The sequence below is a fragment of the Kitasatospora sp. NPDC049258 genome (assembly GCF_040678895.1).
Lineage (GTDB): Bacteria > Actinomycetota > Actinomycetes > Streptomycetales > Streptomycetaceae > Kitasatospora.
This window is the reverse complement of the sequence record NZ_JBFAQT010000020.1, coordinates 1-13,475: the sequence shown is the minus strand read 5'-3', so window position 1 is coordinate 13,475 and position 13,475 is coordinate 1. Positions and strand designations below refer to the sequence as shown.

Below are 13,475 nucleotides of genomic sequence, written 5' to 3'. Positions count from 1 at the left end.
ATCAACATCACACGATCCGACTGGCAGACTGCCCCCGTGAAGATCTCCGAATACGTCGACGCGCTGCGCCACGAGGGCGCCCTGCTGGCCGACGCGGCCGCCCGCACCGCCCCCGACGCTCCCGTCCCCACCTGCCCCGACTGGCGGCTGCGCGACCTGGTGACGCACACCGGCCAGGTGCACCGCTGGGCCACCGCGTACGTCCGCGACGGCCATCGGGGTCCGCTGGACGAGGCCGGCTCGCAGGCCGCCTGGGGGCCGGTGCCGGCCGACCGCGAGCTGGTCGAGTGGTTCCGGGACGGGCACGGCCGGCTGGTGGCCGCCCTCGAACAGGCACCGCGGGACCTGGACTGCTGGTCCTTCCTGCCCGCGCCGTCCCCGCTCGCCTTCTGGGCCCGGCGCCAGGCGCACGAGACCGCCGTGCACCGGGCGGACGCCGAGTCGGCCGCCGGATCGGCCGCCCCCACCCCGACCGACCCCGCGTTCGCCGAGGACGGCCTCGCCGAGCTGCTCACCGGCTTCGTGGTCCGCCCGTGGGGACGGCTGCGCAGCGAGCGGCCGCGCCGCCTGCTGGTACGCCCCACCGACCGACCGGCCTCCTGGCTGGTGACGATCAGCCAGGAGCCGGTGGTGACGGTCGAGGCCGAGGGCCCGGCCGACTGCACGCTGAGCGGCCGGGCCGACGACCTCTACCTGCTGCTGTGGAACCGGCTGGCGGCCGACCGGGTCGAGGTGACCGGCGACCGCTCGGTGCTCGACCTGTGGCGGCAGGGCTCGGCGGTCACCTGGAGCTGACCGCTCACTCGGCCCACGGGGCCGGGCGGCGCTCCAGGAAGGCCCGCATGCCCTGCTGCGCCTCGGCCGAGCCGAACAGCCGCGCGGACTGGGCGACCCGCTCCTCGGCGTCCCGCTCGAAGGAGGCCACCACGTCCGCGTTGGCCAGCCGCTTCGACTCGGCGAGCCCCTGCGGCGAACCGAGCCGGACGGCCTCCAGCACGGTCTTCAGCGCCGCCTGCGGGTCCTCGGCCGCCTCGGTGATCAGACCGATCCGGGCCGCCTCGGCGGCCAGGAAGGTCTCGCCGGTGAGGTAGTAGCGGGAGGCGGCCCGCGGGTCCAGCTTGGGGCGCAGCGGGAGCGAGATCACCGCGGGCGCGAGGCCGAGGCGGACCTCGGTGAAGGCGAAGGTGGAGGCGGGCCCGGCGATCGCCAGGTCCGCCGCACCGAGCAGGCCGAGGCCGCCGGCCCGGACGTGCCCGTCGACCAGGGCGATCACCGGCTTCGGGCAGTCGATGACGGCCCGCTGGAGGTCGACCAGCCCGCGCGGGCCGACCGTCGGGTCGTCGCCGGTGGCCTCGGAGAGGTCCGCGCCCGCGCAGAACACCTTGCCGGTGTGGCCGAGCACCACGGCCCGTACGGCGGGGTCGGCGGCCGCGTCCGCCAGCCCCTGGGACAGCTCGGCCATCAGCCGGGTGGAGAGCGCGTTGCGGTTGTGCGGGGAGTCCAGTTCGAGGGTGGTGACGGCATCGGCGGTGGTGATGCGGACGAAGGGTACTTCGCGGGTCATCGCGGCTGCCTGCTTTCCGGCTGAGGGTGGGTCGGACGGTGGTGACTCTCGCACGAGCCGGTCTCCCCGGGCCAGGGTGGGGCGGAAAACCGCTGGTCGGCGGCGGGTCGGGGGCGGGAGCATCGGGGTATGACGGACCGACTCCTGCTGCTCGCCCCCCGGATCAACGACACCGGCCTGCAGCTGCTCACCGCCGCCCGCCGGCGCGGCCTGCGCGCGCACACCGCCACCCGCTGGGCGGTGCCCGAGGAGCTGTCCGGCCTGCGACCGGCCCACCTGTACGGCGGCCCGCTGTTCGCCGACGTGGTCGGCCGGGAGCTGGGCATCGCCGCGCTGGAGGACCCGGCCGACTGGCTGCCCGGGCTGCCGTACGAGCTGACGGGGCGCCGGATCGAGTGCAGCACGCTGGCCGAGGCCCGCCGGCTGCGCCGCCCCGCCTTCGTCAAGCCGCCGAACGACAAGCTCTTCCCCGCCCGGATCTACCCGGACGGCACCGGCCTGCCGGGCCCGGACGCGCTGGAGGACGACTTCCGGGTGCTGGTCAGCGACATCGTCGCGTTCGACCGGGAGTACCGGCTGTTCGTCCTGGACGGCGAGGTGCGCACCGCCAGCCGCTACCTGGTCGGCGGCCGGCTCGACGTGGCCCCGCTGGAGGAGGACCCGTACCGGGCCGGGGTGCTGGCCTTCACCGCCGAGGTGCTGGCCTGCGGCGGCCTGCCGAGCGCGGTCGCGGTCGATGTCGGCCTGCTCGCCGGCGGGCGCGGCTGGGCCGTGGTCGAGGCCAACTCGGCCTGGGCCAGCGGCGGCTACGCCTGCGACCCGGACCGCGTGCTGGACGTGGTGCTGCGCGCCGCCGGGCCCGAGGAGGCCGTCGCCCCCAGCGACCTGCGCCACCGGCGTGCCCTGGCCACCGTGGCCCGCTGACCGGCCGCGCGCCGGGCGGTCCGGGGCCGCCGCCGCGCGGGGGCTCGGACCGCGGGGCCTCGGACCGCGGGGGCCTCGGGCAGCCGGGGCCTCGGGCAGCCGGGGGCTCAGGCGGCGAGGGCCGGGGCGCTGCGGCGCTGGGCCCAGCGGACGGTGGGGCCCATGGCCAGCCCGCCGGCGGTGAAGAGCCCGGCCAGGACCAGCCAGCCGAGCAGGCCGTGGCCGATCACCAGCCAGGTGACCAGGGCGGGGCCGAGCATCAGGGCCGCCGCCTGGCCGGTGTTGAAGACGCCCTGGTACGCACCGTGCGCGCCCTCGCCGGCCAGGTCGTAGCTGAGCGACCAGGTGCCGGCCTGGCCGCGCACCTCGCCGAGGGCCTGCAGCCCGACCCCGGCCACCACCAGCAGCGCCGCCGCCGTGGTGGGGACGCCGTGGGCGAGCGCGAGCACCCCGCAGGAGGCGGCCACCAGCAGCCCGCCGTGCCGGAAGGCCCGGGCCGCGCCGGCCGGCTCCGCCACGCCCCGGGTGGCCGGCACCTGGAGGGCGATCACCAGCACCGTGTTCACCAGCATCGACCCGGCGACCATCGCCCGCGGCGCGTCGGTCTCCCGGACGATCCACAGCGGCACACCGATCTCGAGCATCGCGAACTGCAGGACCAGCACCGCGTTCAGCGCCGTGACGGCCAGGAAGGGGAGGTTGCGCAGCGCCGGGTTGGCGCCGGCCCCGGCCACCGGGCCCGGGCCCGCCGGGCCGGCCGGCGCCGGGTTCGGGACCAGCACCGCGTAGAGCACCGCCACCGCGACGAAGGTGACCGCGTCGAAGAGCAGCGCCGCCAGGTAGGCGCCGCGGGTGTCGGCCTGGAGCACCAGCGCGGCCAGGCAGGCGCCGAGGGCGATGCCGATGTTGGTGACCGAGCGCAGGTAGGCCCGGCCGGCCACCCGGCCGTCGGCGGGCAGCACGTCGGCGTAGAGCGCGTTGCGGACGGCCGCGGAGCCGCGGTCGGCGGTGGCGACCAGGCAGGCCAGCGGGACGAACGCGGCGTAGCCGTCCACCAGCGTGTACCCGGCGGTGCCGAGCGCCTCGGCGGCGACCAGGACGACCAGGACCCGCTTGGCGCCCCACCGGTCGGCCGCCCGTCCGGCGGGGACTCCCGCCAGCACGCCGCAGACGCCGGCGGCGGTGAGGCCGAGTCCGACCTGGGCGGCGCCGAAGCCGAGCATCCGGGTGAACCAGAGCACCCCGAGCGTCATGAACAGGCCGTTGCCGAGGGTGTTGACGAAGGTGATCACGCTGAGCCGGCGGACCGTCGGGTCGGGGTGGATCAGGCGGGCGGGCAGGGCGGAGCGGCCGGTGCGGCCGGCGGTACCGGTGGTCATGTGGTGATCACACCGCAGGCCGGAGGCAGTCCGTAGTGATTTAGGCTGGCGCTGAATCATGGGGGGTTCGCATGCACCGTTTCCGCCTGGGCCTGGCCGATCTGGCCGCCGCCTCGTTCGCCTGCTCACCGCTCCAGGAGGCGGTGCTCAGCCTGCGGATGTGGACGCATCCGGGGGTCTACGTCCATCAGACGCCGTGGTTCGAGCGGATGCGGCCGGCCTTCGAGCGGCTGGACGCGGCGCTGCTGCGCTCGCTGGTGGCGACCAACCGCTACGTCCCGGACTTCCTCACCCCGCGCCCCACCGCCCCGTTCCCGGAGTTCCGGGCCGAGCTGGCCGAGGTGCGCGCCCTGCCGCCCGGCGAGCTGCCCGACCAGCTGGCGCGCACCTTCCTGCCGCACGACCGGCGGATCCCGGCCCCGCTCGCGGCCGGACTGGCCGATCCGGCCCGGCTGCTGGCCCGGATCGCCGACGCGGTCGAGGAGTACTGGCAGGAGTGCCTGAGCCCGGAGTGGTGGCCGCGCGCGCGGTCGGTGCTGCGCGCCGACATCGTGCACCGCTCCCAGGTGCTGGCCGAGCGGGGCGCGGCGGCGGTGTTCGGCGATCTGGACGGCCGGCTGCTGTGGGAGGACGGCGTGCTGACGATCCGCCGGGACTGGGGCGCGGGCGACGTGGACGTGGTGGTGGAGCAGCGCGGGCTGGTCTTCCTGCCGACCTGCTTCGCCCGCGGCGCCATCACCTCGATCAGCGACCACCATCCGCCGGCCATCACCTATCCGGCCCGCGGGCAGGCCACCCTGGCCGGTGCGGTCCAGCCGCCGCCGACCGCACCCGCCCTGGCGCAGCTGGTCGGCCTGCCGAAGGCCCGGCTGCTGGCCCTGCTCGACGAGCCGTCCTCCACCACCGAGCTGGCCCGCCGCCTCGGGGTCACCCCGGGCGCGGTCAGCCAGCACCTGGCCGTGCTGGCAACCACCCGCCTGGTGACCCGGGCCCGGCACGGCCGGATGGTGCTGTACGCGCGCAGCCCGCTCGGCGACCGGCTCTGCGAGTGAACCCACGGCCCGCCATTCCCACCAACTCCCTTGTGGTCTGGACCTGTTGACGAGGCTGTCGGCCGGACCTACAGTGCGGTTGGCTCCCCGGCACCCCTGTACGGATCCCCCACACCACACAGGGAGCACCGATGCTCGTCCGGTTGAGGCACCGCGCCAGGGGCAGACTCCTGGCCCTGCTGGCTTCGCTCGTCCTACCGCTCGCCCTGCTCGCCGCCACCCCCGCGCACGCGGCGGGGAAGCTCACCGCCGCCTTCACCAGCGCCGACAACGGCTCCTGGTGGAAGGGCACCTTCGTGGTGCGCAACGACAACGCCGCCGCCGTCACCGGCTGGACGCTGGAGTTCGACCTGCCCGCCGGGGTCACGATCAGCAGCAGCTACAACGGCACCGCGACGGTCGGCGGCCGCCACGTCACCGCGGTCAACGCCTACTACAACGGCACCGTCCAGCCGCACGCCACCACCGAGCCGTACAGCTTCTGGTTCGTGGCCACCGGCCCGATCTCCGCCCCCGTCAACTGCCGGATCAACGGCGACAGGTGCGACGGCACGGCGGACGTCCTGCCCGGCCCGCCCGGCACCCCGCAGGTGACCGGCGCCACGGCGCACACCCTCGCGCTGAGCTGGCCGGCCGCGGCCGCCGGTGACTTCCCGGTCGCCTCCTACGAGGTGCTCTCCGGCACCACCGTGCTGGCCACCACCGCCACCACCGCGGTCACGGTCACCGGGCTGACCCCGGCGACCGGCTACAGCCTCTCCGTCCGGGCCAAGGACACCCGGGGCAACACCGGGCCGGCCGGCCCCGCGGTCGCCGCCCGCACCGTCGACCCGGCCACCGACCCGACCCCGCCGACCGCGCCCGGCGCGCTGCGCTCCACCGCCGTCACCAGCAGCAGCGTCACGCTGGCCTGGAACGCCGCCACCGACAACCAGGGGGTGGCCGGCTACGACCTGTACCAGGACGGCGCGCCGGTGCAGACGGTCACCGCCACCACGGCGACCGCAACCGGCCTGTCCCCGGCCACCGCCTACACCTTCACCGTCCGGGCCCGGGACGCCGCCGACAACGCCTCCCCCGCCTCCGCCCCGCTCACCGTCACCACCGGCGACCTGGCCGGCCAGGGCAGGTACACCCGGGTGGGCTACTTCGCCCAGTGGGGCATCTACGGTCGCCAGTACTTCGTCAAGAACCTGGACACCTCGGGCAGCGCGGCCAAGCTGGACGTGATCAACTACGCCTTCGAGAACATCGACCCGGTCAACCTGACCTGCCTGGCCGGCGTCACCAAGGGCACCACCGCCGACCCGCAGGACCCGGACCAGGGCACCGGAGCGGGCGACGCGGACGCCGACTACGCCCGGCCGTTCAGCGCCGCGCAGTCGGTGGACGGGGTGGCCGACGACGGCTGGGGCAAGCTGCGCGGCAACTTCAACCAGCTGAAGAAGCTCAAGGCCAAGTACCCCGACCTCAAGGTGGTGGTCTCGCTCGGCGGCTGGACCTACTCCAAGTACTTCTCCGACCTCGCCGCCACCGATGCCTCCCGGCAGAAGTTCGTCAAGTCCTGCGTGGACACCTGGATCAAGGGCAACCTGCCCGCCTACGCCGGCGCGGGCGGCGACGGGGTGGCCGCCGGGATCTTCGACGGCATCGACCTGGACTGGGAGTGGCCCGGCTCCCCCGACGGGCACGCCGGCAACCACTACTCGGCGAACGACAAGGCCAACCTGACCCTGCTGCTGGCCGAGTTCCGCCGGCAGCTGGACGCCCTCGGCGGGCCGCACCGGCTGCTCACCGCGTTCACCCCGGCCGACCCGGTCAAGATCGGCCAGGGCTGGGACCTCTCGACGATCTTCCGGTCCCTGGACGTGGCCAACATCCAGGGCTACGACTTCCACGGCGCCGGCAGCGACAACTCCTGGGAGCCGAACCGCACCGGCCACCAGGCCAACCTCTACGCCGACGTCCAGGACCCGTACGGCTTCCACTTCAGCATCGACAGCGCCGTGCAGACCTACCTCGGCGCCGGGGTCAACCCGCGCAAGCTCACCATCGGCCTCCCGTTCTACGGCCGCGGCTGGCAGGGCGTCACCGACGGCGGCGCGAGCGGCGAGTGGCAGGCCGCCACGGGCGCGGCGCCGGGGCAGTTCGCCGAGGAGGCGGGCACCCGCGGCTACCAGAACCTGATCACCGGCGTGCCGGGCCTCACCGTCCACCACGACACCCAGTCGGTCTCGACCTACGCCTACACCGGCGCCGGCGGGCAGTGGTGGAGCTTCGACGACCCCTGGGCGATCGGCCAGAAGACCGCCTACCTGAAGTCGAAGAACCTGCTCGGCGCGATGATCTGGGAGATGTCGGGCGACACCCCGACCGGCACCCTGATCACCGCGCTCGACAACGGCCTCACGTAGCGGCCCCGGCCGACGCCGCCGGGCCGCGCGTCAGCGGCCCGCGATCGAGGCCAGCTTCCGGGCGGCCCGGTGGTCGCGCATCACCTCGGCGAAGGTGGTGTGCCCCTGGGTCGCCCGGGCGAAGGCCCGCCAGGCGGCGCCGATCAGGCAGACCGCCGCGTGGAACACCTCCGGACGGCGCTCGAAGGCCGCCAGCATCACCTTGCCGGCCCGCATCTCCACACCCAGCCCCGCCTTGATCGCGAAGGCGTAGTTGAGCCCCTGCCGCCGCACGTCCGCACCGCCCTCCGCCTCGGCCACCTTGACCGCCCACTCACCGGCCAGCCGGCCCGAGCGCAGCGCGTACGAGATGCCCTCGCGGGTCCACGGCTCCAGCAGGCCGGCGGCGTCACCGGCCACCAGCACCCGGCCGCGCGACAGCGGCGAGTCCTCGGCCCGGCAGCGGGTCAGGTGGCCGGACTCGATGCTCGGCGTGAACCCGGACAGGCCCAGCCGGCGGATGTAGTCGGCGAGGTACTCCTTGGTCCGCTCGCCGTCACCGCGGGCGGAGATCACACCGACCGTCAGGGTGCCGGAGTCGGTCTTGGGGAACACCCAGCCGTACGAGCCCGGCAGCGGCCCCCAGTCCAGGTGGATCCGGCCGGCCCAGGCCCGGGAGACCGACTCCGGCACCGGGATCTCGGCCTCCAGGCCCAGGTCGATCTGGTCGAACTCCACCCCGACGTGCCGGCCGATCCGGCTGGCCGAGCCGTCCGCCCCGACCACCGCGCGGGCCTCCACCCGGCGTCCGTCCGCGGTGGTCACGACCACCGTGCGGCCGTCCTCGCCGCTCTGCTGCTCGACACCGGTCACGGTGACGCCGGTGACCAGCACCGCGCCCGCCTGCTCGGCGGACTGGGTCAGCCGCAGGTCGAACTCGTCCCGGTTGACCAGGCCGAAGAGCATCCGGCGGGAGCGGCGGGTGCGGGTGTAGCGGCCGTCCAGCGCGAAGGTGACGGCGTGGATGCGGTCCTGCAGCGGCAGCTTGAAGTCCGGCGGCAGGCTGTCCCGGGAGAAGCCGATGATGCCGCCGCCGCAGGTCTTGTAGCGGGGGTGCTCCGCCTTGTCGAGCAGCAGCACCCGCCGCCCCTGCACGGCCGCGGCGTACGCGGCGGACGAGCCCGCCGGGCCCGCGCCGACCACCACCACGTCCCAGACGCCGCCCAGCGGGTCCGGCCCGACCGTCTCGGGATCGGCCGTGGGATCGGCCGCGAGATCGGTCACGGAATCGGTGTCGGAGTCGGTGAAGTCCATCGGATCCTGGCCAAGCGAGCTACCGGTATCAGTCACGTCGGCCAATGGTAGACGCCCCGGCCGTCCGGGCTCTCGGCGGCGGCGCCAGCAGGCCTTTCGAGCCGCGCCGCTGACGGCCCCTAGGACGCCCGGGCGCCCGCCCGCCGGAGCGCCGACCAGAGCGCCAGCCCCACCGCCAGGCCCGCCCCGGCGCCGAAGCAGAACTCGTCGACCGGGGAGCGCTGACGCCTCGCCAGCCGGTGGGCCGCCCCGACGGCGGCCGCCGCGCCCGCCACCCACGGCAGGGCGACGGCCTGGCGCGCCGGCGCCGGTCCGACCGGCGCGGCGGCCCGCGCGGCCAGCACCGCAAGCCCGGCCAGCGAGCTTCCGTACTGGAGCGCGCGGTACAGCGGCACGCCGGCGACCGTCCGCCCGAGCACCGGCAGCGCCCGCACCCCGGCCCGCCCCTGGTGGGTGAAGGAGTCCCAGAGCAGGTGGCTCGCCGCCCCGACCGCGGCCGAGACCGCGAACCACCCGGGCCCGGCGGCGCCGCCCGGCCGAGTTGCTGCCGGGAGGCGCCCCGGCAGCAACTCGGCCGCCGCCGTCCGCCACAGGCCCCGCCAGAGCGCCACCGAGGCGGCCGCCAGCGCCACGTCCAGGGTCGGCACCGCCCACCAGCGGTGGGTCGACCCGCCGTAGCGGTAGACCCCGGGCAGCAGCGAGTCGGCGAAGAACGGCAGGTCGGGCGCCATCGACCCGGCCACCAGCCCCGCGGCGACCAGCGGCCCGCGCCCTCGCGCGCCGTCCAGCAGCGGGAGCACCGCGGCCGGGTGGCTGAAGGTGAACGGCATGTGTCCATCCTCCCCGTTGCCACGCCGGCCGCATCCGCTGTCGGTGCTGCTCGCTACGCTGCGGCCATGACCTCCTACCACCGGCGCTACGCCGCCGGCGAGCACGAGGCCGTCTGGGCGGAGCTGCGCGCGCTCGGGCCGGTGCCCGACCCGCTGCGCGAGGACGTCACCGCCGTGGCCGAGCTGACCATGCGCAGGGTGGAGCGGCACCTCGACCGGATCGAGCAACAGCTGGCCGGGCTGGACTTCGCGCCCGCCTGGCAGGTCCGGGAGCGGCCCACCACCGCGGGCCTGGCCGGGCTCGACCGGCTGGCCGGGGCGATCGGCCGGCTGCCGGCCGCGTACGAGGCCGGTCTACGGGTGCTCGGCGGGGTCTCCTTCGTCGGCGACTGCCCGGCCCTCGGGCTCGGCCACCGCCTGCCCGCCGGCGCGCCGATCTACCCGGACCCGCTCTGGCTGCCCTCGGTGGAGTCGCTGCGCGAGGAGTGGGAGGACTACCGGGCGGACGCCGCGGAGTACCCGGACCTCGCCACGGACGGCTTCTACCAGGGCGCCCCGGACGAGCCGCACCAGGCGAAGGTCAGCGGCGCGAGCTTCGACCTGGTCCTGCCGGACGGCTGCGCCGACCCGGTGGTGGACGGGGTGGGCGGCCGGCCGGGGATCACCCTGGTCGGGTACCTGCGCACCTCGGTCGCGTGGGGCGGATTCCCCGGCTGGTCCTTCGCCCCGCCGCAGGCGGTGCCGCCCGCACTGGCGGCCCTGCGGGCCCGGCCGGACTTCTAGCGCCTGCCCTCGCACGGGCGCTGGCTCGAGTCCACCCACCTACGAGGACTCCCACCCGCGCGCCGAGAGCAGGCACCGGACACCGCGGGGCCGCCCTCCGGGCGACGCCGGGGATCTACCGGCCCGAGGGCGCGTCCGACCGATCCCGCCGGGCTCCCGACGCCCCCGGGCACCGTCCGCCGGAGGCCGGGCGTGTCGTGGCGTGGCTGCTCCGCCGGCGGCCGGCCGCGCCGCGGACGGCGGCTGCGGCTGCCGGCGGTCGACCGGGAGCCCTGCACCGGTGAGCGCCGATGACTTCCCCGCCGCTCACCGCCGAGGGCGAGCAGGGCCCGGCGACGCATCCCCGTACCGGCCCGGCTCAGCCGGCGGGCACGCCCGCCGCCGCCGGGATCCCGGCCTCCAGGTAGCGCAGCCGGCCCTGGGTGCGCGCCTCCAGCGCGCCCACCAGCCGGCGGTGCCGGTTCGGCGGGAGCAGCCCGGCGGCCTCCTCCGCGGTGACGAACCGCCAGCCGCGCAGCTCGTCCCGGGGCAGCCGGATCCTGGCCCGGGCCGCCTCGTCCAGCCGGCCGCCGTCGAACATCAGCCGCAGGCCGCCCCGGCGCGGGCCGGTGCAGGGCTCCCAGTCGACCGCCAGCAGTCGCAGCGCGGCGCCGTCCAGCCGCAGGCCCAGCTCCTCCTCGGTCTCCCGCAGCGCGGCGTCGCTCGGCGCCTCGCCGCGCTCGACGACCCCGCCCGGGAACTCCCAGGACGGCTTGTAGACCGGGTCCACCAGCAGCACCCGGCCCTGCTCGTCGAAGAACAGCACGGCGGCGGCCACGGTGTCCCCGGTGGCGTCGTCGCTGCGCACGATGGGGCAGCGGGCGTCGCCGCCCTCCACCAGCTCGGCCAACCGCTCGGCGGTCTGCCGCGGGGTCAGCCCGCCGGTGTCGAGCAGCTGGGCGTCCCGGCCGAGCCAGCGTCTGGCCTGGCGGTAGTGCGGGAGGTGCTCCAGCCGCCACTGCCGGGCCCGCTCGCTGCGCTCCGGGTGGCCGGGGTACTCGTCCCCAGCCCTGATGCGGTCGAGCAGGATCGTTTCCGCAGGATCCAGCACGATGTGGTGCACCGCCAGCCCCCGGGTGGCCAGCGCGCCGAAGATCTCGTCCCGGTAGTCCTCCCGGAGCAGGGTCATCGGCACCACCAGCGGCCCCGGCACCTCGGCCAGCAGCGCCGCCGCGACCTCGGGCACCAGCCGCCGCCAGGAGGGCAGGTCCTGGAAGTCGGACACCGGCGCCAGCCGGTCCGCCGGCAGCATGCCGCGCAGCCCGGCCCCGACCAGCTCGGGGTCGTACAGCAGGCTCCCCGGCAACAGCTCCACCAGCTCACGGCAGGCGGTGGTCTTGCCGGCCCCGAACGGGCCATTGACCCAGACGATCACAATCTCCCCTGTCGTCGGCCCACCCCGGCGCGGCCGCGCCGAGGTCCTGACGCCGCGCCGTCCGGCGGCCACGCCACCCCAGGTGGTACCCGCGACCGCCCGGTCCCCATGCCTGCGGCCCCTCCGGCGCTGCTCATCCCGCCCCGGACGCCGCCTCCAGCAGCTGCTTCTTCAACACCTTGCCCATCGCGTTCCGCGGCAGCTCGTCCACCAGCACCACCCGCCGGGGCCGCTTGTGGACGGACAGCCGCTCGGCCACGAAGGCCGTCAGCTGATCGCCGGTCACCGCGCCGTCGGCGATCACGTACGCCACCACGGCCTGGCCGAGGTCGCTGTCCGGCGCGCCGACCACGGCGGCGTCGGCGACGGCGGGGTGGTCACGCAGGGCGGCCTCGACCTCCCCGGCACCGATCCGGTACCCACCGCTCTTGATCAGGTCGACCGAGGCGCGGCCGACGATCCGGTGGAAGCCGTCCGGTCCGATCACGGCGACGTCCCCGGTGCGGAACCAGCCGTCGGCCGTCCAGGACTCGGCGTCGGCGTCCGGCCGGTTGAGGTACCCGGAGAACAGCGTCGGCCCGGCCACCTGCAGCTCGCCGACGCTCTCGCCGTCCGCCGGCACCGGCCCGCCGTCCTCGCCCACCAGCCGGGTGCGGACGCCCTCCACCGGCAGCCCGACGCTGCCCGGCCGGCGCTCGCCGGCGGCCCGGGTGGAGACGGTGATCAGCGACTCGGTCATGCCGTAGCGCTCGATCGGGGCCTGCCCGGTCAGCGCCGCCAGCCGCTCGAACACCGGCACCGGCAGCGGGGCGCTGCCGGAGACCAGCAGCCGGGCGGCGGCCAGCTCGCGGGCCACCGCCTCGTCGGCGGCGACCCGGGACCAGACCGTCGGCACCCCGAAGTACAGGCTGCCGCGCGCCCCGGCGTACGCCGCCGGCGTGGGGCGCCCGGTGTGCACCAGCCGGCTGCCGGTGCGCAGCGCGCCCAGGACGCCGAGCACCAGCCCGTGCACGTGGAACAGCGGCAGCCCGTGCACCAGGGTGTCCTCGGCGGTCCACCGCCAAGCCGCGGCGAGCGCGTCCAGATCGGCGGCGATGGCCGCGTACGACAGCAGCGCGCCCTTCGGCGCCCCGGTGGTGCCGGAGGTGTAGAGCACGAAGGCCGGGCGCTCGGGCGCGGGTTCGGGAGCGGTGAGCTCGCCGCGCGCCGCCTGGTCCACCGGGAGCGCCTCGATGTCCTCGGCGCGCTCCCCCGGGCCCACCGCGAGCAGGGTCGCGCCGGAGTCCCGCAGGATGTGCCCGCGCTCCTTGGGCCCGGAGTCCGGTGCCAGCGGCACCACCGGCACACCGGCCAGCAGGCCGCCGACCACGGCCACCACCGTCTCCACCGTCGGCCGCGCCAGCACGGCCAGCGCCGGCGCACCGGCCACCCGGCGGGCCACCACCGCGGCCGCGCCGAGCAGTTGCTCGCGCGACAGCGCCCGGCCGTCGATCACCAGCGCGTCCGCCGCGTCGCCGAAGCCGCCCTCAAGTGCCGTCAGCAGTCCCATGCCCGGGAGCCTACCGGCGGGTCGGCCGTCGGTGTCGGGATCGCCGTGGGATCGGCCGGTGAGCGCTCCCCGGGCAGACGGTTCCGGCCGTCGGCGGCGCACGCCGAAGGGCGCGGCCCCCGCCGGGTGCCGCGCCCTTCGTCCGGTGCTCGGAGATCAGCCCTTGCGGGCCTTGACCTCGCCGGTGAGCTGGGGGAGGACGGTGAAGAGGTCTCCGACGATGCCGTAGTCGACGAGTTCGAAGATGGGGGCTTCGGGGTCCTTGTTGACGGC

General features: G+C 76.0%; 11 protein-coding genes and 1 pseudogene. 5 read left to right on the top strand and 7 right to left on the bottom strand.

Features of this window, described 5'->3' with window-relative positions; all coding sequences use genetic code 11:
* Positions 1–36: 36 nt before the first annotated feature.
* Positions 37–795 (top strand): maleylpyruvate isomerase family mycothiol-dependent enzyme, encoded by a 759-nt coding sequence (locus AB0K43_RS18675; protein WP_363641002.1) that lies wholly within the window; start codon positions 37–39, stop codon positions 793–795.
* Between the two features lie 4 nt (positions 796–799).
* Here the strand turns inward: AB0K43_RS18675 and AB0K43_RS18670 are convergent, their stop codons facing one another.
* A complete protein-coding gene (locus AB0K43_RS18670) occupies positions 800–1,564 on the bottom strand; it encodes an enoyl-CoA hydratase family protein (RefSeq protein WP_363641000.1) in 765 nt (254 codons plus the stop codon).
* 129 nt (positions 1,565–1,693) lie between these two features.
* Here AB0K43_RS18670 and AB0K43_RS18665 point away from each other — a divergent pair, with 129 nt between their 5' ends.
* Complete coding sequence (locus tag AB0K43_RS18665; protein WP_363640998.1) at positions 1,694–2,488, top strand: ATP-grasp domain-containing protein; 795 nt, start codon at positions 1,694–1,696, stop codon at positions 2,486–2,488.
* Positions 2,489–2,595: 107 nt separating this feature from the next.
* Here AB0K43_RS18665 and AB0K43_RS18660 read toward each other — a convergent pair whose 3' ends face one another.
* Positions 2,596–3,867 carry an MFS transporter gene (locus AB0K43_RS18660; RefSeq protein WP_363640996.1) on the bottom strand — a complete coding sequence of 424 codons (1,272 nt, stop codon included), beginning with the start codon at positions 3,865–3,867 and terminating at the stop codon, positions 2,596–2,598.
* A 71-nt stretch (positions 3,868–3,938) separates the two neighbouring features.
* Here AB0K43_RS18660 and AB0K43_RS18655 point away from each other — a divergent pair, with 71 nt between their 5' ends.
* Both AB0K43_RS18655 and AB0K43_RS18650 read left to right on the top strand, forming a co-directional pair.
* A complete protein-coding gene (locus tag AB0K43_RS18655) occupies positions 3,939–4,919 on the top strand; it encodes a winged helix-turn-helix domain-containing protein (RefSeq protein ID WP_363640994.1) in 981 nt (326 codons plus the stop codon).
* Positions 4,920–5,050: 131 nt separating this feature from the next.
* The gene (locus tag AB0K43_RS18650; RefSeq protein ID WP_363640992.1) at positions 5,051–7,333 is read left to right on the top strand and encodes a glycosyl hydrolase family 18 protein; all 2,283 of its coding nucleotides are present in this window, start codon (positions 5,051–5,053) and stop codon (positions 7,331–7,333) included.
* A gap of 30 nt (positions 7,334–7,363) precedes the next feature.
* Here AB0K43_RS18650 and AB0K43_RS18645 read toward each other — a convergent pair whose 3' ends face one another.
* Positions 7,364–8,626: a geranylgeranyl reductase family protein gene (locus tag AB0K43_RS18645; RefSeq protein ID WP_363641191.1), complete on the bottom strand. Its 1,263-nt coding sequence runs from the start codon at positions 8,624–8,626 to the stop codon at positions 7,364–7,366.
* 119 nt (positions 8,627–8,745) lie between these two features.
* Positions 8,746–9,456 (bottom strand): DUF4184 family protein, encoded by a 711-nt coding sequence (locus AB0K43_RS18640; RefSeq protein ID WP_363640990.1) that lies wholly within the window; start codon positions 9,454–9,456, stop codon positions 8,746–8,748.
* Positions 9,457–9,522: 66 nt separating this feature from the next.
* On the opposite strand from AB0K43_RS18640, the gene AB0K43_RS18635 reads away from it, so the two are divergent.
* On the top strand, positions 9,523–10,239 hold the full coding sequence (locus tag AB0K43_RS18635) for a hypothetical protein (RefSeq protein ID WP_363640988.1): 717 nt from the start codon (positions 9,523–9,525) through the stop codon (positions 10,237–10,239).
* 358 nt (positions 10,240–10,597) lie between these two features.
* Here AB0K43_RS18635 and AB0K43_RS18630 read toward each other — a convergent pair whose 3' ends face one another.
* The 3 genes and pseudogenes from AB0K43_RS18630 to AB0K43_RS18620 form a co-directional block, all read right to left on the bottom strand.
* Complete coding sequence (locus AB0K43_RS18630; protein WP_363640986.1) at positions 10,598–11,653, bottom strand: NUDIX domain-containing protein; 1,056 nt, start codon at positions 11,651–11,653, stop codon at positions 10,598–10,600.
* A 133-nt stretch (positions 11,654–11,786) separates the two neighbouring features.
* On the bottom strand, positions 11,787–13,202 hold the full coding sequence (locus AB0K43_RS18625; protein ID WP_363640984.1) for an acyl-CoA synthetase: 1,416 nt from the start codon (positions 13,200–13,202) through the stop codon (positions 11,787–11,789).
* Positions 13,203–13,358: 156 nt separating this feature from the next.
* A pseudogene (locus tag AB0K43_RS18620) lies at positions 13,359–13,475 on the bottom strand (electron transfer flavoprotein subunit alpha/FixB family protein); the annotation flags it as partial.

What these genes read in the sequence shown, in the direction of transcription:
- AB0K43_RS18645 (WP_363641191.1), bottom strand. Translation starts at nt 8,626, where the DNA reads ATGGACTTCACCGACTCCGACACCGATTCCGTGACCGATCTCGCGGCC.
- AB0K43_RS18660 (WP_363640996.1), bottom strand. Translation starts at nt 3,867, where the DNA reads ATGACCACCGGTACCGCCGGCCGCACCGGCCGCTCCGCCCTGCCCGCC.
- AB0K43_RS18635 (WP_363640988.1), top strand. Translation starts at nt 9,523, where the DNA reads ATGACCTCCTACCACCGGCGCTACGCCGCCGGCGAGCACGAGGCCGTC.
- AB0K43_RS18640 (WP_363640990.1), bottom strand. Translation starts at nt 9,456, where the DNA reads ATGCCGTTCACCTTCAGCCACCCGGCCGCGGTGCTCCCGCTGCTGGAC.
- AB0K43_RS18625 (WP_363640984.1), bottom strand. Translation starts at nt 13,202, where the DNA reads ATGGGACTGCTGACGGCACTTGAGGGCGGCTTCGGCGACGCGGCGGAC.
- AB0K43_RS18670 (WP_363641000.1), bottom strand. Translation starts at nt 1,564, where the DNA reads ATGACCCGCGAAGTACCCTTCGTCCGCATCACCACCGCCGATGCCGTC.
- AB0K43_RS18665 (WP_363640998.1), top strand. Translation starts at nt 1,694, where the DNA reads ATGACGGACCGACTCCTGCTGCTCGCCCCCCGGATCAACGACACCGGC.
- AB0K43_RS18655 (WP_363640994.1), top strand. Translation starts at nt 3,939, where the DNA reads ATGCACCGTTTCCGCCTGGGCCTGGCCGATCTGGCCGCCGCCTCGTTC.
- AB0K43_RS18650 (WP_363640992.1), top strand. Translation starts at nt 5,051, where the DNA reads ATGCTCGTCCGGTTGAGGCACCGCGCCAGGGGCAGACTCCTGGCCCTG.